The sequence below is a fragment of the Psychrobacter immobilis genome, from assembly GCF_904846235.1.
GTDB lineage: Bacteria > Pseudomonadota > Gammaproteobacteria > Pseudomonadales > Moraxellaceae > Psychrobacter > Psychrobacter immobilis_C.
In genome coordinates this window covers 11,635-31,336 of the sequence record NZ_CAJGZN010000006.1, presented here as the reverse complement: position 1 = coordinate 31,336, position 19,702 = coordinate 11,635, and the positions used below count along the sequence as shown (strand labels likewise).

Below are 19,702 nucleotides of genomic sequence, written 5' to 3'. Positions count from 1 at the left end.
TAATCTGTAGATATTATTATGTGGTTAAGTTAGAGCGCCTGAGGTTTCCGTTGCTTCTTTATCCATAGTGACATCGATAATCTGCGCTTTTGCGTTGCCATCTTTTAAAATGATATTGACGGTTTGCTCAGGATAGAGTTGGGTACTACTAGTGAGTATTTGCTTGTTTTTAGCATCCGTGAGCATGGTGTAGCCCTGCTTGAGTACGCGAGACGGTCGATGTAATAGCACAATATCACGTAGATGTTCGCTATCACGCTGTGCTTGCACAATTTGCTGCTGTGCGTTTTGCATGATTGACTCTTGATGACTTTTGCTATTGGTAGCGGCTTTTGCGAGCTGTTGATGCGCCAAGGTTTGCGTTTGTGTGTATCGCTCAGCTGTCAGTCTGATAGCTTGCTTTACTTGACGCTGGGCACTTTGCTGAATACTGCGCCATGCATAATCACTGTCTTTTCGTAGAGCGGTTAGTTGGCCAATCGTTTGCGACTGTATTTGGCTTAATTGGCGTGCGGTTTGTTGCTCGGCAGTATTCAATTGACGCTGTGCCGCTTGCTTGATTTGAGCTTGATATTGTAGCGTCTGAGTGACGAGCTGGGCCAAGTGGCTATGGATAGCAGCAATCACCTTTGAGGGTGTATCAAAGCTAGTATGTGCCACTTCATCTAAGATGACCTTGTCACGCTCATGACCGATGCCCACCCAGACAGGAATAGGCTGCTCAGCAACCAAAGCTGCCAGCTCATAATCATTGAGATAAGCTAAGTCGCCAACCGCACCGCCGCCGCGAATAATAACCAACAAGTCTGGTAGACGCTGATAAATTTCATAAAACTGCTGCTGGGCGCTAACGATGGCTTGACGGATTTCAGCGGGCGCATGATTGCCTTGAAAAGTCGCATTATGATAGTGGAAGTGACACGCACCTGTACTAGCTAAGCGATTGGCATCTGCTTGAAAATCGCCTAAACCAGCCGCCTTTTCAGGGGCGATGACCAGCACATGCTCAATATCAAAAGGAGCAGGTAACTGCTGATTGAGATGTAAGAGCCCTTCGCCTGTTAAGCGGTCAACCATTTCTGCATATTGCCGTGCCAAGTCGCCTAGTGTATAACTGGGGTCGATATCTTCAATCGTGATTGAAAAGCCGTACTGGGCATGGAACCCTGCCGATACTTTAAGGAGTACGGTCAAATCACGCTCAAGCGGCATACCAGTCGCGCGTTCAAACTTAGCTAATACACGCGCAGCTTTAAAACGCCATAGATTGCCACGGCAGCTAGCGACCACTTTGCCATCGTCATCTTTTTCTGCCAGTTCAAAGTAGTAATGACCACCTTTACTCGACAGATTACGAATTTCAGCTTTTACCCAGACACGGTGATCAAAAGTTTGTTTGATGACCATCTCAACCGCTGATAAATAATCACTTAGGCGTAGAACCGTATCCTCTAGATGGTCTTCCTGCTCAGCGAGTTCCGCCTCTAGAGTGGCCAAATCTTTGGCAGGTGCTAATACTTTGGCTTGTTTAATATTTGAAAGATTGGGTTTACGCATAATATTAGACCAAAGATAATGAAAATATAAAGACTGACGAGGATGTGCTGAATACGATAGAGGATAGTTTAACTTAAAAAGGAGAGTACAAAAAGCGAAGCCAACAAGCTTTGATTGATATATTATCTATATCGCAGTTTGTTGGCTGTTTAATCAGAGGACGATTGTATGTCACTTAATGTTAGCGATTAGATCGTAAACCTGTTTGCGTCTAAAAGAGATTGTCGTGTAGAGAAAAGTAGATAGATATTTTTAGCTAGATATAGTCGGTCCAAGATAATTTAGATACAAGGAAGGCAAATGAAAGTGCTACAAATAGTAGACTGAGTGAGCCTGACACTGTATCTGATGTATATGGTATTGACTATATTTATTGGCAACGGAAGTTAATGGTGTATTCATAATCATCGCTACGTGACAAATCTGGTGTGCCCGTGCCAAATATCGAGCCAACGACAGCACCTACTTGACCAACCATACGACCAGTGCGTTCGTTTAAAATACCATTATATTTTACATTATCATCAACGATAATCACTTGTTTGCCTCGACAAGTTTTTTGAGCGCTATCGATTGCATTTTGCTGTGCTTTGACTTTGGTATCAGCGATACCGGTTGTCTCATAGATAGAGTTGGCACGCTGGAGCACTGGTGAAGAAGGTGTACTTTGACAGGCGCTTAAAACGAGCGCACCGGCCAATATTGCACCTAAACTGGCAGTTTTGTTAAAGGTATTCATAAATAATTCCTAATGTATATAAACAGAACGTCTTAGCTATAGGCAAAGCTTTATGAATGTAGCTTATCTAGATATTACCTGTCTAGACAGTTATTGTGTGCTGTATTACGGGTATATTGCCGATGAACCTTGCACTGAATATAAATCAATTTGCAACCTCAAGAACAGCAATATTGCAAAACTACAGACAACCGTTATTGACCAAAAATAAAACAAGTCGCATCCGTACACAGCAAATCACTTGAAATATAAACTGTATCTAGGATAATTGAGCCATTCATTTTTTATTAATAAGTAATACTATGCAATTAATTCCTGCTCCTGCCGGCGTGCTCGAGGTTGACGCACTGTGGCAAAATGACAATCCCAATGATCCAAATACAGACACGGTGGCGCTGCTGTGCCATCCCAATCCGTTGTTTGATGGTACGATGAATAACAAAGTGGTCACCACCATGTATCGCTTTGCTCGTGATAATGGTATGCATGTGGTGCGCTTTAACTTTCGCGGTGTTGGTCAATCGACAGGCGAGCATGATTATGCGGAAGGTGAAGTGGTCGATGCAATGACCGTGCTACAATGGATTGCTGAACAAACCAATGCTCGAAAGCTATGGCTGGGAGGTTTTTCTTTTGGTGGCTATGTCACGGCACGCGTGGCTGAGCAAGTGCTTGAGGCCTCACATATATGGGGACTGGGTGACTTTGAAGTGACGAAAATTGCCCTTATCGCACCATCAGTCGAAAAAAATGACAGTACTGATATTAGTCTGCCTGCGGATAGAACTTTTGAGATTTATGGTAATGCGGATGAGGTGATTGAACCTGATAATATGCAGGAATTTGCAGACCGATTAGGCATTGAAGTCAGCGTGGTCGATGGCGCGGGTCATTTCTTCCATGGTCGCTTATCAGAGCTCAAAGGTTTATTAGACAAGCATAGCTTTGGGCAGAATAGCTAATTTATTTGTTACCTAGCTCAGCTTCATAGTTTTCGTTTTGATATGGTTTAGCATGGCTTGCTTGCTAGCACCAGCGTTATGCTAAATTATCTTATTATTTTGATATTTATTTAATCCAACGATGAGTCGTATTATGAGTTTATCTCCATTGCAACGTTACGAGAAAGCCGTCAGTACAGATGAGTTTACTCGGGATGAGCAGCAATTTCAGGCCATGAGCTATCTTGATGAGATATACCATCAGCTCATCAATAGTGCACCGCAAAAAAAAGGTTTTTTTGGATTTTTAAAATCTAAGCCTGTCGCGCCAACTGGATTATATATGTGGGGCGGTGTTGGCCGCGGTAAAACGTGGATGATGGATATGTTTTATGACTCGTTGACCATCGAGCGCAAGATGCGTCTGCATTTCCATCATTTTATGCAGCGTGTCCATAGAGAGCTTAACAAACTACAAGGTGAGAGCGATCCACTCGAAAAAGTCGCTGATATTATTTATAAAGAAGCGGTTATCATCTGTTTTGATGAGTTTTTTGTTTCTAATGTCTCTGATGCCATGATATTAGGCGATTTGTTCACTATGCTGTTCAATCGCGGTATCACTTTGGTTGCTACCTCAAACATTGAGCCAGCTGGATTGTATAAAGATGGCTTACATCGTGACCGTTTTATGCCTGCCATTGCGGAAGTTGAGCGTCATACGACGGTAATGAATATCGACTCGGGAATTGATTATCGTCTGCGCGTATTGCAACAAGCTGAGCTATACGAAGCGCCACTTACTAAGGCGAACTATCATTGGTTAGCCAACCGTTTTGCGAGCTTGTCGAATAATCAGAAAATCAGTAAAGAGCCCATTACTATCAATGGACGAGAAGTAAAAATCAACGCTTGTACCGAAGATATCCTATTCTGTGACTTCCGTCATCTCTGTATGGCGCCGCGATCAGCCGCTGATTTTATTGAGCTTGCCAAACGATTTAGTACTGTTTTAGTTGACTCCGTGCCAGCGCTAGATGACGACTTGCGTGATCCAACGCGCCGTTTCATTTATCTCGTCGATGAATTTTATGATCGCCGTGTAAAACTATTGGTACGGGCAGAGCAGCCGATTCTAGACTTGTACCAAGGAGAAAAATTGGCGTTTGAGATTGAACGTACTCGCTCACGTCTGCTTGAGATGCAGTCAGAGGACTATCTACGCATGGACCACCGAGTCGAAGATGTTGCGTAGTTTATCGCTGAGTTGAGACTGCCTATGTGTAGCTCTCAACTGCTCTATAGCGGTTAAAAAATAAGAAAGTGATATTATAAATAATAAGTAGTGATAGATAATAATAAATAAGGATAAAACAATGACTACATCTGATAATGAAAGCCAAGAAATAGAAGACAAAAAACTGTCCGTGAAGAACGTAGCAGCGAATGATATCTCATCTACCAGTGACGAGCTGATAGGTTGGATCAATTCAAGACGCAGTATGGGCAATCTAGATGAGCCAGCACCAACGCGTGCGCAGATTGAATCTGCCATTGAATGTGCGGCAACTGCGCCAGATCATAAAAAATTGCGTCCGTGGCGCTTCATCGTGACGCAAGGTAAGGCACGCCATGAATTAGGCCGTGCCTTGCTCGAAGCAGCCCAAGCAAAAGCGCTACAAGATGGCGAAACGCTGTCTGAAAAAACCGTCACTAAAACTCAAAATATGCCGCTGCGAGCGCCGCTGATCATAACGGCTGTGACTCAAATGCAAGAACACAAAAAAGTGCCACCTTTTGAGCAAATGCTAAGTGCAGGTGCTGCTGTACAAAATCTAATCTTGGCATTAAAAGCTCAAGGGTTTAGTACCGTTTGGCGCACTGGGCTGCTGTGTAATGAGCCTGCAGTAAAAGCGTATTTCGGAGTGGGTGCAGATGATTATGTGACCGCTTTTGTTTATACTGGCACAAGTCCCAAGGATGAGTCCAAACGCAAACCTATCGATATCGAACCGCTAGTTCGCTTCGAGTCGTAATGTAGCTCAGTGCTGTCTATTAATAAGATTATAATTGCACAAAGTTATAATTCAAAGATAATAAGGCCAGTCGCTGAGCACGATAGATTCTATTGATAATACGTCAGTCAACACGGATAAAAGAACATGACAAGCCCTAACAATAGTAATAAAAACAATACCAGTGCTAATAATGAGACGGACAAAGAGTCGTCTGAAAAGCAGAATGGTATGCTTGCAGGTATTCTTGAGCGAGCAACCAAGTCAGGTCTTGGCCGTAAAAAGTCAAACCCTAGTCCTGTTGGATCAGCTGTGGCAAAGGATATGGCAGACATTCATAGCAATCCTACCAAGCTGCGCTTGGCGTTTTTAGGTGGTGGTAGCTTTGGTACGGCAATGGCAAATTTAGCCGCACGTAATGGCTGTGATACCACGCTGTGGGTACGTAATAAGCGTACGGTAAAAGCGATGGCGAAAACACAGACCAATAAAAAGTATCTACCAGGCTATAAGCTTGATGATCGACTGAAATACAGCCATGATTTGGCGGCAAGCGTCAAAGACAAAGACATTATTTTTATTGCTGTGCCAGGTTTGGCCTTTCGTGAAACGCTAAAAAACATCGCGCCTTTTATCAGCGGTCAGTCTATTGTATCGTTGACTAAAGGTATGGAAAAAGACACCTTTGCGATGATGAGTGATATCATCAAAGAAGTGTTGCCAGAAGTGAACTTTGGCGTTATGTCAGGGCCGAACCTCGCTATAGAAATCATGAAAAATATGCCGTCTGCTACGGTTATCGCAAGTGAGTCGGAACCGTTGCGTCATGCCGTGCAAGCAGCATTGCACAGTGCTTTCTTTAGAGTATTTGCTAGTGATGATATACGCGGCGTCGAGCTTGGCGGCGCGCTAAAAAACATCTACGCAATTGCCATGGGTATGGCGGCAGCTTATGAAGTAGGTGAGAATACGAAGGCGATGATTCTTACTCGTGCTTTGGCAGAAATGAGTCGTTTTGGTGTTGAAGAAGGCGCCAATCCGCTCACTTTCTTGGGCTTATCTGGCGTAGGCGATTTATATGCTACTTGTAGCTCAGAGCTAAGTCGTAACTATCGTATCGGTAATATGCTCGGTCGTGGTATGAGCATTGATGCCGCGGTCAAAAAGCTTGGCCAAACTGCTGAAGGGGTAAATACCATTCAGCAAGTACATGAAAAGGCGACCAAAGCGGGTATCTATATGCCAATTACCCATGCGCTCTATGCAGTCATTTATGAAGACAAGGCCGCTCTAGGCGTTGCGCTACATCTGATGGAAGCTGGGTTCCGTAGCGATGTTGAGTTTGTCATGGCGCATGATCATAGCAATGCTGCACTTACCGCTCATATGAAAACCTCTGGTAGCAATAGCAAAAGCAAAGATGGCGATGCTGATAAGTAAGACACACCATTAAAAATCAGTATTAAGAAAGTCGAACTCAGCGCTCCAAGGAAGGTTATGAAAATTATATTAGTACGTCATGGTCAAGCAGAAGACGAGACACGTCCAGATAGTGCACGTCAGCTGACGGACTTTGGTCAGCAGCAGGCAGCACAAACGGCAGAGTATGTGACTACTCACTATCGTCCAGATCGTTTTGTGGTTAGCCCTTATACGAGAGCGCAGCAGACTTTATCTGCGTTCCAGTCACGAGCACCGCAAGCCGCCTCATCTGTGCAAGACAATATCACGCCCTCGGATGACGCTCGCCAAGCTTTGATAGATATTGCCAATATTGAAGCTGAGTGTTTGGTCGTTGTTTGTCATATGTCTATCGTCGCCTATATCGCGGGATTGCTGACAGGTGATTATCCTGAGTCATTTTCTCTAGCGGAAGCCAGAGTGTTTGATATGGAGTTTGTGATGACTGGCATGGCAACGGAAGTTGATCGTTTTGTTCCTGACCAGCCTTATTAGACTAGACATTCTAATATTTTGCTTAGAAACGATTTGCTAGAGCAGAATTGATTAGATATGACGGATTTAAAATGGTATTGGCGAGAAGCATGCCAGTTATTAATCATATAAAATCATCCAGCTGTTTCAAAAACCGCATCAATCATTAACAATATTTTGATAACCGCAGCAATAATTGAGGACACGTTTAGTGTTACATGTTTGGTTACGAGCGCAGCATAGCCCGCTAGCTGTCTGGCACGAAGATGTACAGCAATGGCAAATGGTTGATGGTTGGCAACAGCTGCAAACAATCTATGGTAACTATAAGTCCAGTAGCCAAAAGGCGCTTTGTCTATATTTTCCCTCAAGTCATGCGTTGCAAGTGGACACGGCGCTCAATGCTGCTCAGCTTAAACAGCTTGGTAATAGCGGCAAGCAGTACTTATTTGAAGAAACGTCATTAACGCCTATTGAGCAATTGAACATCCGTCAATTGAGCCATGTTGATACGACGCAACTGTACGCACTGGCACAAAACGATATTGAGTCATGGCAACAAAGCGCGCAGCTAGCCGGTATGAATATAGTAGCATTACTGCCAGATTTTTTATTGTTGCCACCGCCAGAAGAGGGCGCAGGTCAGCAAGTGGCCCTCTATCAAGATTCGCAGACTATGCTATTGCGACAGTCATTGCGTCAGGGTATGGCCGTTAGCTATTTACCGCTAATGTTTGAGCGTTTCCCGCATTTGAGTGAGGTAATGGTACTGCCGTCTATTGAGGCACCTGTTGACGCATCGCTTGACTCACTAGGTTCATCATCATCCACGGATTTAGTGGCGCAAACTAAAGCGTTGATCGCTGATCATCAGCTGCTACTGACGACCCTGCCTACAGTACCTAAGCCAATTGACAATCCTGAACGTCACGCGCTTAATTTCTTTATGAAATCTACTGACTCACAATTATCACCATATTTGCGAGTGGCGATGATGGTTGCGCTATCAGCGTTAGTGCTGCAAATGGCAACCGATGGTGTGCAGTGGTATAAGTATAATGAAGCGACCGCAGCAACCAAGACTGCAATTGCAGCACAGTATCAATCTTGGTTCGCCGATGAGCCACTGAGTACGCGCACCAAATTGCAAGTACAGCTGCAACCAAAACTGCGTAGTGATAGCCAAGCGCCTGCATCACATATGGCGGCACTGTCACGCATATCACCGCTGATTCAACAGTCTTCATTGCATGCACAGTCACTGGTAATGCAACCATCAGCGCTCAGTTTTACCTTGATTGCCCCAGATCGCAGTAGTCTTGATAAATTCACGAGCACACTGGTAGCACAAGGCTTGAATGCCAAACTTGCACAAGTGAATAGTAATGAGCAAGGTCAGTTTAGTGGTCAAGTCACTGTTAATGTGGTAGAAAACAATATTGTAGAAAGCAGCGACATGGCGAATAATGCGGCAGCGTCGTAACTCATCAAGGTATTGGTAATAAAGGTAAAAACATGAAACGATTACAACGCCGTACCAAACGTAATGCAGCTGTTTCTGCAACCAGTACTAAGGCTCATGTATTGTCAGAGCGTATGAATAATTATCAAAATGTATTAACGACGCGCTGGCAAGCATTACCTCCCCGTGATCAGCTAGCATTAGCTGTATTGTCTATATTTCTACTGTTGTTTATTGGCGGCTATGGTGGCTATAGCGTTCATCAAGCAGCAAGCGATAGTAAAAACGACTATCAGGAGCAAGTGGCGGATTATTTTTGGTTGCGTGCTCAAGCAGGTAATATTGATAGTAGTGCATTAAATACTGGTAACAACGCTACTGGAGAGGCTGATATGCCGCCCGCTAGTCGTATCAATGCGCTGCTCAATAACTCAGGTATAGCAGGTGCTCAGGTGGTTGCGACTGGCGATGCAGTGCAATTGAGCTTTACGCATCCTAGTCAAGCGGTCGTCAGCACTGCATTGGGTAAGCTTGAACAGCAAGGCTGGCAATTTACACAGCTATCTATGCAGCAAGATCTGACCAATAAATCTATTCAGGTACAAGCAACGGTCACTTCCTAAAACGTGCCAGACTGTGATAGAAATTTTAGATACTTATAACACTGTGTGTCTAGTATTCAACACTCAAACCTCGACAGCAAAATAATGCTTTATCGTTGGTATCATTGAAAAGCCATTTATCTGGCTCCATTAAATAGTTAATCATATGACTATTGAACAAAAATATTACCAGTAAGGAAAACCTCACATAATGCGGGACAGTATGAGCAACGATAAGCGCCGTTCGTTAATTACTTATAATCACATCACTTATTTCTTATATGTGATCAGCTACTTTACTGCAGGTCTGTTGTGGATTGTGCCGATTGTCATGAACTATGCCAAGCGCCATGATGCTAATGGTTCATGGTTAGCCACGCATTTCGATTGGCAAATCAAGACCTTTTGGTACAGTATCGTTTGGTTCGTCATTGGCATTATTTTGATTACCTTTGCACTAGGCGGTTTTGGCGTTAGCGTATTAGCGGATAGTGGCAATATCGCTATTGGCTCAATATTATTGGCTGGGCTTGGTTTGCTGATTATGACTTTTACCTTTATCTGGCATTTATATCGCATTATACGTGGTTGGATTGCGTTGACTGATGGACGTCCAGTACCGTAGATGTTTAAGAGTACCTTTGTGCTATGTCTTTAGCTTAGAAAACGGCAATTTATTGTTATTTAGTAGAGATTCATCAGTATTGGTTACTGCTTAAATGTAGAAATTTAGCGACTGAAACTTTGCTCTTATTTCTGTTAAGCTGATATAATCGCTGCGCCCGATTTCATTCGCATTTTTTATTCACTATTTCTTCCAAGCAGGGTCTGCCATCACTATGTCTTATGCCTTACTTCGTCCTTTTTTGTTTAATATGGATCCTGAACACGCCCATGAGATGACACTATCTTTATTGGATAAGGCGCATAAAGCGCGTGTTTTAGGCTTGGCGTATGGTCAGTCAATGCAACCAACAGACTGTATGGGTTTGCAGTTTTCTAACCCAGTTGGTCTGGCAGCAGGCTTGGATAAAAACGGCGATTATATTGACGCGCTGGCTGAGCTAGGGTTTGGTTTTATAGAGGTAGGAACCGTCACGCCAAGACCGCAAGTGGGTAACGACAAGCCAAGGCTGTTTAGAATCAAGCAAGCAGACGCGATTATCAATCGTATGGGCTTTAACAATGAAGGCGTTGATTATCTGATCGAGAATGTCAAACGCTGTAAATATAAAGGCAATATCGGTATCAATATTGGCAAAAATGCTGCTACGCCGGTAGAGCAAGCTGCCGATGATTATGTGTATTGTTTAGAGCGTGTGTATCCGCATGCCTCATACATTACGGTCAACATCTCATCGCCAAACACCAAAAACCTACGTGATTTGCAAAGTGGTGAAGCACTGACTCAGTTAATGGATACGATTAAAAACCGTCATAGTCAGTTAGCTACTGAATATGGTTTCTATGTCCCATTAGTGCTTAAGGTTGCTCCAGATTTAGAGCCATTACAAGTTGATTATATCTCGCAGCAACTAATAGACTTTGAGATTGATGGTTTGATTGCTACTAATACGACATTGAGCCGTGTAGGTGTCGAAGACCTGCGTGATGGCGACCAAATGGGCGGCTTATCTGGTCGTCCTGTGAGTCATATTAGTACTCAGATTTTGCAACAGTTCTCTGATCAGTTAGATGGTAAAGTCGCTTTGATAGGTGTGGGCGGTATCGATAGTGGTGCCAAAGCCGTCAAAAAAATCGAAGCAGGCGCAGACATGGTACAGCTCTACACAGGGCTTATCTATCGTGGCCCTGGGCTGGTGCAGTCTTGCATTCAGGCAATCGGTGGCTATTACGATGCCATGGAAAGCTAATCCAATAAATAAGGTAATAAGGCGTAAAGCATGAGTGGTTTAGATATTGTGATTGCTATCGTTGTCTTGATTGGCTTATGGCGCGGCTTTCAAGTAGGACTGATTAAAACAGCAATAGGCTTGGTAGGTTGGTTTATCGCCCTTATCGCTGCTACTAGGCTGGCAGGAGTGGTGTCGCCCCAATTGACGGGTATCGTACAAAACCCTGTGTTACAGATGGCTATGGCTTTTTTATTGGTAGTGATTGCCATATTGGCAGTCATGCATCTGATGGCGTTTGTATTCTCAGGCGTGCTCAAAACCTTACGTTTGGGCGTCTTGGATAAAATGGCAGGCGGCGTACTGGGTGCTGCCAAAAACGTACTAATGGTCTTGGTTGTACTCAGCGTCAGTGCGCCATTGCTAGTACAGATGCCGCAGTGGCAAACCTCAGTACTAGCGCCTGAGCTTATGCCTTACGCCCCAATGGGCAAGGCGTTAGTATCAGATGTACTAGGCATGGCTTGGGATCAGGTCAATCAGTCGTAACTGTTTAATTGCCTATTATTTTATCTGACTGTCTATTATTTTACTTCTTTTTATACTTCTAAATTTTTGCACGTGTCACTGATAATCAAAAACAGATTATCGAAAAATCTCGTTAAGTTTCTTACAATATCATCAGGTTAGCGGCGTGCGACAGTAAATGATTTTAGCAATATACTGTCGTTAAGTTTGCCGTTATTGTCGTACTAATGTATGAGTCAAAATAGGATATAGCTATTATGTGTGGAGTCATTGGAGTTGCAGCTCACGAACCAGTCAATCAGATTCTTTATGACGGTTTGACGATGCTACAGCATCGCGGGCAAGATGCAGCAGGTATTGTCACTTTGCAAGATGGGCGACTCTATCTACGTAAAGAAAATGGCATGGTACGTGACGTATTTATGAATCGTCATATGATGAAACTGGTTGGTAAGTTCGGTATTGGTCACGTTCGTTACCCGACAGCTGGTACTTCTAGCAGTGCCGAAGCTCAGCCATTCTATGTCAACTCACCATATGGTATTACCCTTGCGCATAATGGTAACTTGACCAATGCTGAGAGTTTGGCCAAATCTTTGTACATCGAAGATCGCCGCCACCTTAATACTGACTCAGATTCTGAAGTACTGTTAAATGTACTGGCACATGAGATGCAGAATCTAGGCAAAACACATCCAACGGCTGATGATATCTTTGAAGCAGTAAAAGCTGTCTATAAACGCTGTGAAGGCGCTTATGGTGTTGTCGCTTTGATCACTGGTCATGGCTTACTTGCATTCCGCGATCCAAACGGTATCCGTCCACTTATCTTTGGTAAGCGTATGGCACCGAATGGCGGCACTGAGTATATGGTTGCTTCTGAATCAGTTGCATTGACAGGTTCTGGCTTTACTATCGTTCGTGATGTAAAACCAGGCGAAGCGATTTTTATCGATTTAAACCATAAGCTGCATACGCATCAATGCGTCGAGCAAAAAGAATACACGCCTTGTATCTTTGAATATGTGTACTTTGCTCGTCCAGATTCGATTATGGACAATATCTCAGTTTATAAATCACGCCTACGCATGGGTGAAAAACTGGCAGATAAAATCCTTGCTGAATGGGGTGAGGATCATGATATCGACGTGGTCATTCCAATTCCGGATACGTCACGTACTTCAGCGATGGAGCTGGCGTTAAAAATGAACGTTAAGTACCGTGAAGGGTTCATGAAAAACCGTTACATCGGTCGTACGTTTATTATGCCAGGTCAGCAGCAGCGTAAAAAATCAGTTCGCCAAAAGCTGAGCGCTGTGCCACTAGAGTTCAAAGGCAAAAATGTACTGTTGGTTGATGATTCTATCGTTCGTGGTACGACCTGTCATGAAATCATTCAAATGGCACGAGATGCTGGTGCTAACAAGGTGTTTTTTGCCAGCGCTGCGCCACCAGTGAAATTTCCAAACGTATACGGCATTGATATGCCCGTACGTAGCGAGCTTATTGCCTCAGGCAATAGCGTTGAAGAAGTACGTGATATCATCGGCGCTGATCGTTTGATTTTCCAAGATTTGGATGATTTGATCGATGCAGTAAAAGATACCAAACATAGCCGAGTGGAAGGTTTTGATTGTGCGGTATTTAACGGCTGTTACATCACTGGTCAGATCAATGAAGCGTATCTTGATCACCTGCAAGAGCAGCGTAACGATACTGCCAAGACTGGTAAAAAAGGCGTACAAATAGTGGCTGATACCCCAGTTGATATGATGGGCGTAGAAGAGCTTTAAGCTAAGTTAAAGCCATTGTTTTCAGATAACAAAAAGCTAGATTCTGAATGAATCTAGCTTTTTTATGTTTAAAATATAGCCAATGGTACTGACGTTTATATAAATGGTCGAAACAGTTTTAGCCTAGAAAACTGCTAAATAACCAAAATAGACCATTGATTGCTGCTATACCGACAACCATACTGACCAAAAGCTGACGGCTGATATGATAGATAAACAATACCAAAATAAGTGCGCCGACTTGTGCCATTAATAGATGCAACTCGGTATCGCTTAAAGCAACAGTCGTCGATAGGTCTTGATAAGAGAGGCTAGTTAAAATTAACAGTACCATCACTGATAATGGCAAACTCTCATTTAATCGGTGTAGCCAAGGTGTATCGAGTAGCTTTCTAGGTATCAGTGCGGGTAGCGCACGAGTGATAAAGGTCACAGCTGCCATGGCAAGCGTAGCAAAAATAAGATAACTACTGGTCATAAGAGTCTCCCGTCTTTTGACGCTCTATCCAAAACCCACGTACCAAAATCATAAACATGCAGATAGTGATGGCTACTAGTAGCAACCAGTCACTGGTAAATAGCGAAGCAATGATTAAGCCAAGCATGGCAATACCAATCGGGAAGTAGCGTTTGATACTTTGAAATTGCTCATAAGCCAGAATTGCAAACAGGCAAACCAACGCAAAATCTAAATTTGGCACCAAATCACTGAGCGTACTACCAATCATTACGCCAACCGTACTCGCCAGTACCCACCAGCTTTGGTTAAATAGGCTGATAGGAAGTATCAGCGCTCGTCGTGACTCATTTGGTAAGCTTGTCATGATCGAAAAAGTCTCGTCGGTCAACGCAAACAAACAATACGTCTTGGCCAGCTTATTTTTTGGTAAATACTGTAATAACGGCATACCATAGAATACATGACGTAGATTAATCGCCGCAATATTGGTGGCGATATTGCCAATCGGTAGGCCCGCGCTCAGCATTGGTAAACAAGCATACTGAGCTGCACCAGCATAGAGAACGATACTGAGCATAATCGTTGCCCATATCGGGATACCTGCTACCTGTGCGAGTACACCAAAGGCAATACCGGCAGGCAGATATCCCATAGCAACTGGCAAGCTTTTCTTAAAGCCCTCAGCCCATTGATAGCGGTTTGCATGTTGATGGCTTAATTCATTTGAATGAGTATTCACATGACATCCTAAATTTTTCTTATGATATTTTTATAAATCTATTGATATAAAAATTATTGATATAAAAATTATTGATTCAAACGGTATTGCTGCAAAATTAAAAAGTGCAAAACGAGCTTAATAAAAACGTTCTATCGAAAATTGATAGAGCAAATATAATATAAAACTAACTAAGCTTCAGGTTGTAGTTTCTCATAACTGCCAGTCTGATTAGCACGGTACAAAAACCCACCTAGGATGACTAGTCTCAATAATAATAGACACCACACGCTAAGCCAAATACCAGTCATATCCCATTGATGATAGAGCAACCAGCTTAACGGGAAGAAAATGGCAGCCAGTATCAGCGCCGCATTACGGATCACGCTACCAGCCGTCAAGCCGAAAAATATCCCATCCAACCAATAGGCACCAACGCCGACAAGAGGCAATAATACGGCATATAAATGGTAGTCATAGGCGAGGGCAAATACCGAATCAATATTGGTCATCAATCCCAAATACGTAGGCATCGAAAGCCACCAAATGGCGCTCAACATGATAGCAAGGCCATAACTAACCACGCCTGTACGCTTCACAATAATACGAAAACGTGGCCAATCACGTCGCCCTGAAGCTTGTCCACTCAGGGTTTCAGCAGAGACAGCGACGCCGTCCAGAGCGAAGGCGGATATACTTAATACTTGCAATAAAATAGCATTGGCAGCCAGTATGACGTCACCGCTTTGGGCAGATAGTCGAGTAATCCAAGCAAAGCTCAGCGTTAAAATAAGAGTACGTACAAAAATATCTTTGTTTAAAGAAAATAGCCTAAGCATCTTTTCTTTCGTAAAATACTGACGATCCGCTTTGAATAATACAGGCCACGATATTTTTAAATGTTTGAGGCTCAACCATAATGCCATCAGTATTCCAAACCAAAATGCAATAGTCGTTCCTAGTGCGACACCAGCTAATCCCATCTGCATTGCAAATACAAAAAACAGAGTCAGTACGATATTAAGTACAGCAATAAAGCCCTGCTGATAAAGCATATAACGTGTCTTACCTTGTCCTGCAAACCAACCAATAAATGCAAAATTCATCAGCTCAGCGATCACGCCCCAAAAGCGTACGTCTAAATAGGTTTTCGCTGCGCGTCCACTTTCAGGATTGGCTGACAGTGCTTTTAAGCCAAAATCAATCAGCCATGGTTTTGCGAGTAGCAATATTGCTCCAATAACAAACGCCAATAGTAACGCGCGTTGTAAGATAGACAGCAAAGGCATGGGCACTGATAAGGTTGGTGTATTGCTAGTATTATTAGCCAGTTGTCCCAATGCCTGCGCAGCAAGTCCAGATGATGCATACTGCAAAAAGTTAAAGCTAACAAGCAATAGCGATAGCAGCTGTATGGCCAAACCCATGCCAGCAAGTTTCGCTGTGTCATTCATATTGCCGACAATGGCCGTATCAATAACGCTCTGCAATGGCATAGCCAAATTGGCGAGTAGCACAGGCAATGCAATCGCGACAATACGCTTATAGCTTGTGTCAATAGGTGGCATCGCGTGAGAAGTTGCTGAATTAGCTGACATGTGTAACTCGTTTATGCGTGAACGATAAAGAGGTGTATTCGTTAAATGATAATAAAACTGTAAGGCAGGACATTTAATATAAGAGACAAAATAGCTATAAAGACAAAAGCACCTAGACTCATTATTCATGAGTCAGGTGCTCTTATTTAAACGTTGTATCTGTGCAATCAGTAATTATATAAAGTGTCATAACACGCTAGTTCAACGTATCAATCCATCTAATATACCTTACTAGACGTTGTCTTGCTCAAACATTTTTGGATCGTTGAAAGTAACGATTTCTTCTTCAAACTCTGGTTTTACTTTTACGATAAAGTCATCACGCGATAGACCCATGCGCAGCGGAATCGAGCTGGCGATATAAGTCGATGAGTAAGTACCCGCAAGCAAACCAATAAACAGAGCTACTGAGAACCAGTATAATCCATCACCGCCCAAGAATAGCATAGCCAATACGACCAATAGAACAGTTGAGATGGTCATAATCGTGCGTCGTAGCGTCTCGGTCAATGACAAATCAATCGTCTGTTCAGGCGTAATTCCGCGAACACGGCGGAAGTTTTCACGGATACGGTCATAGACAACGATGGTATCGTTCAATGAATAACCAATCAATGCCAATACCGCAGCCAATACCGTCAAATCAAACGGAAAGCCGAATAGTGCAAATACACCAATGGTTACGACGGCATCATGGAACAGTGACAGTACAGCACCTAAAGACAGTTTGAACTGGAAGCGTAGGGCAACATAGCCAAGCATACATACCAGTGCCAATACCAATGCCATGACTGAGTTTAAATAAACCTCATTACCAACTTGGCTACCAATGATATTTACGTTGCTAATCGTAGCGGTGTTGCTAGGTAATGCCAGTGCTTGCGTCAGATTTGCGCTTAGCCCATCGACGTTATCAGACTGAGGGGGCAGACGTACGAGTAGCTCTTCACGCGTACCTAGGTACTGTACAACTGCATCATCGAAGCCATTGTCTGCCAGCGCTTGTACAACAGCAACTTGCTCAACAGGCTGCTCATAACGGACATCAGCAGATACACCACCAGTGAAATCGAGGCCTAAGTTCAGACCATTTACCGCGATAGCAATGATACTACCGATCACCATAAATAAAGATAGTAGTGCCATCGGCTTTTCTATCTTCATAAATGGAATGATACGCTGGTTACCAACCGCTTTGATGCCACCTTCAGCAACAGCTGCGGCATCATCAGCGGCGTCACCTGATATTACGTCAGAATCAACAGCGGTAGACAGTGCTTGACTGTCTTTAGCATTTTGACCTTTACCACCGCGACGACTAGGGCTTTTGCCTGACTTTGCGGTAGTAGGGTTATTGGTTTTAGTATTGCTACCTTTACCATTACGACGCGGTTTGTTACGGCGACGCGTACTTGCATTGGTCGTGTCACCGTTTGAGCCATTTCGATCAGGATTATTCTGCTGTTCTAAAGGGTTGTTATTATCGATCGCCATAATATTCTCCTAACCGATGCTCAGACTTTTGATGGATTTACGCTTACCATAAGCAATTTGTACCAGTGCACGTGTCACCAAAATAGCGGTGAATAGCGAGCTGACAATACCAATAGCTAGCGTAATCGCAAAGCCTTTAATCGGACCAGTACCAATCGCAAATAGGATAAACGCGACCAATAAGGTTGTAATGTTGGCATCAAAAATACTGCTAAATGCGCGATCGAAACCTGCCACAATGGCTGATTTTGGCCGTACGCCATTGGCAATCTCTTCTCGTATTCGCTCAAAGATCAGCACGTTGGCATCAACTGCCATACCAATGGTCAAAACGATACCTGCGATACCCGGTAGGGTAAGTGATGAACCCAAAATTGACATAATCGCAATGATAATAATAACGTTAACGGCTAGCGCAACGTTGGCAATCACACCGAACAGACGATAGAAGATAATCATAAACGCGAAGACTAATAGATAGCCGACTTGCGTAGAGAACAATCCTTTATCAATGTTTTCTTGACCGAGTGATGGACCAATAGTGCGCTCTTCTACGAAGTACATCGGTGCAGCAAGTGCGCCTGAACGTAGCAATAGGGCAAGCTCAGCTGCTTCAGCACTACTATCTAGACCAGTAATACGGAATGATGAACCTAATACCGCTTGAATGTTGGCGCGGTTGATGACTTTGGTTTCAGCGTAAGGTGTGCGTACTTCAGTCGTCTCACCAGTCGCTGGATCTTCTTCGTAAGTGATTCTTTGTTTGTTTTCTATGAACAATACAGCCATCTGTTGGCCAACCGCTGTACGTGTGGCGTTCTGCATAAGCTTACCGCCAGCACTGTCCAAGGTAATACTTACTTCAGGTAGACCGCTTTCATCCAAGCCAGTTTGCGCGTTGGTTACTTTGTCCCCGGTGACAATCGCTTGACGATCTAACAATACAGGAGGACCATCGAGTGTTTCGAATGGGAATGCCTCTGTACCTGCTGGAGGTATGCCGCCAGTATAGGTATCGGCGTCTTCTGCCACCATACGGAACTCAAGGTTTGCAGTACGACCAAGCACACGTTTTGCTTCAGCAGTATCTTGTACACCAGGTAGCTCAACGACGATACGGCTAGCACCTTGCGACTGTACCAAAGCTTCGGTAACACCCAACTCAGCAATACGGTTACGTAAAGTCGTTAAGTTCTGGTTGACCGCGTAGCTATTGATTTCGTCAAGTGTCGCATCGTTATACGATAAAACCAATGCAGGACCTTGATCATCAATAGAAGACTGCAAGTTAAACGTGTTGCTCATTGAGCCTTGTAATACGTTTTGGGCACGGTTACGAGTATCAGTATCAGCAAAATGCAATACCACGCCGCGATCTTCGGTCTTGATACCTTTAATTGCTACTCGCTCAGCACGTAGCTCACGTCGCATATCACGACTGGCACTGGTCAAACGCTGTTCAAGCGCCTTGTCCATATCGACTTCGAGTACAAAGCGTACACCACCACGCAAATCGAGACCAAGCTTCATCGGTCTTGCACCGATATCGCGTAGCCACTGCGGGGTAGTCTGTGCTAAGTTGAGAGCGACCACATAGTCTTCGCCCAAGTTTTGACGTAGCACTTCTTGCGCTTTTAGCTGATCGACTGGGTTGTTGAGGCGTACCAGCGCGCTGTTGCCCTCAAACGTACCATCGTGGTTATCTAGACCTGCCTCTTCGAGTAAGCTTTGAGACTCGGTTAAGATGCCTTCAGATAGCTGAGTTCCTGCGGCTGCGCTCGTAATCTGCACAGCAGGTTCGTCAGGGTAAAGGTTGGGGGCAGCATATAGACCGGCAACGAGTAGCACGACGGCAATTAGTAAGTATTTCCAAGCGGGATATTGCATAATCACTTCTTTAAGTTGATAAACGACTGGCGACGTAGGCCACAAGTTAGCAGATGGGAAGTTAGCGATAGCAACGGTCGAGTGCTATGTTCAGCAGCCGTCATCATGCACCATTGCGAT

Annotated in this window: 18 protein-coding genes; 11 read left to right on the top strand and 7 right to left on the bottom strand. The window is 43.8% G+C overall.

What is annotated here, in order from left to right:
* Positions 1-24: 24 nt before the first annotated feature.
* Together xseA and JMX07_RS05450 are read right to left on the bottom strand one after the other, a co-directional pair.
* A complete protein-coding gene (gene xseA, locus JMX07_RS05455; RefSeq protein WP_102077958.1) occupies positions 25-1,557 on the bottom strand; it encodes an exodeoxyribonuclease VII large subunit in 1,533 nt (510 codons plus the stop codon).
* A 370-nt stretch (positions 1,558-1,927) separates the two neighbouring features.
* Positions 1,928-2,296, bottom strand: coding sequence for a hypothetical protein (locus JMX07_RS05450; RefSeq protein ID WP_201606754.1), 369 nt, complete (start codon positions 2,294-2,296; stop codon positions 1,928-1,930).
* 302 nt (positions 2,297-2,598) lie between these two features.
* On the opposite strand from JMX07_RS05450, the gene JMX07_RS05445 reads away from it, so the two are divergent.
* The 11 genes from JMX07_RS05445 (at position 2,599) to purF (ending at position 13,425) form a co-directional block, all read left to right on the top strand.
* Entirely contained in the window at positions 2,599-3,258 is a 660-nt protein-coding gene (locus JMX07_RS05445; protein WP_201606753.1) for an alpha/beta hydrolase, read from the top strand.
* Positions 3,259-3,391: 133 nt separating this feature from the next.
* A complete protein-coding gene (gene zapE / locus JMX07_RS05440; RefSeq protein WP_057759500.1) occupies positions 3,392-4,492 on the top strand; it encodes a cell division protein ZapE in 1,101 nt (366 codons plus the stop codon).
* Between the two features lie 121 nt (positions 4,493-4,613).
* On the top strand, positions 4,614-5,273 hold the full coding sequence (locus tag JMX07_RS05435) for a nitroreductase (RefSeq protein ID WP_201606752.1): 660 nt from the start codon (positions 4,614-4,616) through the stop codon (positions 5,271-5,273).
* A 126-nt stretch (positions 5,274-5,399) separates the two neighbouring features.
* Entirely contained in the window at positions 5,400-6,692 is a 1,293-nt protein-coding gene (locus JMX07_RS05430; protein ID WP_201606751.1) for an NAD(P)H-dependent glycerol-3-phosphate dehydrogenase, read from the top strand.
* Between the two features lie 57 nt (positions 6,693-6,749).
* A complete protein-coding gene (locus JMX07_RS05425) occupies positions 6,750-7,208 on the top strand; it encodes a SixA phosphatase family protein (RefSeq protein WP_201606750.1) in 459 nt (152 codons plus the stop codon).
* 190 nt (positions 7,209-7,398) lie between these two features.
* Positions 7,399-8,670 (top strand): type II secretion system protein GspL, encoded by a 1,272-nt coding sequence (gspL, locus tag JMX07_RS05420; protein WP_201606749.1) that lies wholly within the window; start codon positions 7,399-7,401, stop codon positions 8,668-8,670.
* 32 nt (positions 8,671-8,702) lie between these two features.
* The gene (gene gspM / locus JMX07_RS05415; protein WP_201606747.1) at positions 8,703-9,272 is read left to right on the top strand and encodes a type II secretion system protein GspM; all 570 of its coding nucleotides are present in this window, start codon (positions 8,703-8,705) and stop codon (positions 9,270-9,272) included.
* Positions 9,273-9,474: 202 nt separating this feature from the next.
* On the top strand, positions 9,475-9,876 hold the full coding sequence (locus JMX07_RS05410) for a DUF4870 family protein (RefSeq protein WP_227526596.1): 402 nt from the start codon (positions 9,475-9,477) through the stop codon (positions 9,874-9,876).
* A gap of 214 nt (positions 9,877-10,090) precedes the next feature.
* Positions 10,091-11,125 (top strand): quinone-dependent dihydroorotate dehydrogenase, encoded by a 1,035-nt coding sequence (locus tag JMX07_RS05405; RefSeq protein ID WP_201606744.1) that lies wholly within the window; start codon positions 10,091-10,093, stop codon positions 11,123-11,125.
* A 30-nt stretch (positions 11,126-11,155) separates the two neighbouring features.
* Entirely contained in the window at positions 11,156-11,653 is a 498-nt protein-coding gene (locus JMX07_RS05400; RefSeq protein ID WP_102090972.1) for a CvpA family protein, read from the top strand.
* A gap of 236 nt (positions 11,654-11,889) precedes the next feature.
* On the top strand, positions 11,890-13,425 hold the full coding sequence (gene purF / locus JMX07_RS05395) for an amidophosphoribosyltransferase (RefSeq protein WP_101205374.1): 1,536 nt from the start codon (positions 11,890-11,892) through the stop codon (positions 13,423-13,425).
* Between the two features lie 118 nt (positions 13,426-13,543).
* On the opposite strand, the gene JMX07_RS05390 is transcribed toward purF, so the two are convergent.
* The 5 genes from JMX07_RS05390 to secD all read right to left on the bottom strand — a co-directional run bounded on the left by JMX07_RS05390 (position 13,544) and on the right by secD (position 19,582).
* Positions 13,544-13,903, bottom strand: coding sequence for an AzlD domain-containing protein (locus tag JMX07_RS05390; protein WP_102077946.1), 360 nt, complete (start codon positions 13,901-13,903; stop codon positions 13,544-13,546).
* Complete coding sequence (locus JMX07_RS05385) at positions 13,893-14,624, bottom strand: AzlC family ABC transporter permease (protein ID WP_227543681.1); 732 nt, start codon at positions 14,622-14,624, stop codon at positions 13,893-13,895. Before JMX07_RS05385 ends, JMX07_RS05390 begins: the two co-directional genes overlap by 11 nt.
* Positions 14,625-14,794: 170 nt before the next feature.
* On the bottom strand, positions 14,795-16,201 hold the full coding sequence (locus JMX07_RS05380; RefSeq protein WP_201606742.1) for an MATE family efflux transporter: 1,407 nt from the start codon (positions 16,199-16,201) through the stop codon (positions 14,795-14,797).
* A 231-nt stretch (positions 16,202-16,432) separates the two neighbouring features.
* Positions 16,433-17,695 carry a protein translocase subunit SecF gene (gene secF, locus JMX07_RS05375; protein WP_201606740.1) on the bottom strand — a complete coding sequence of 421 codons (1,263 nt, stop codon included), beginning with the start codon at positions 17,693-17,695 and terminating at the stop codon, positions 16,433-16,435.
* 9 nt (positions 17,696-17,704) lie between these two features.
* Positions 17,705-19,582: a protein translocase subunit SecD gene (gene secD / locus JMX07_RS05370; RefSeq protein ID WP_101205370.1), complete on the bottom strand. Its 1,878-nt coding sequence runs from the start codon at positions 19,580-19,582 to the stop codon at positions 17,705-17,707.
* Positions 19,583-19,702 lie beyond the last annotated feature (120 nt).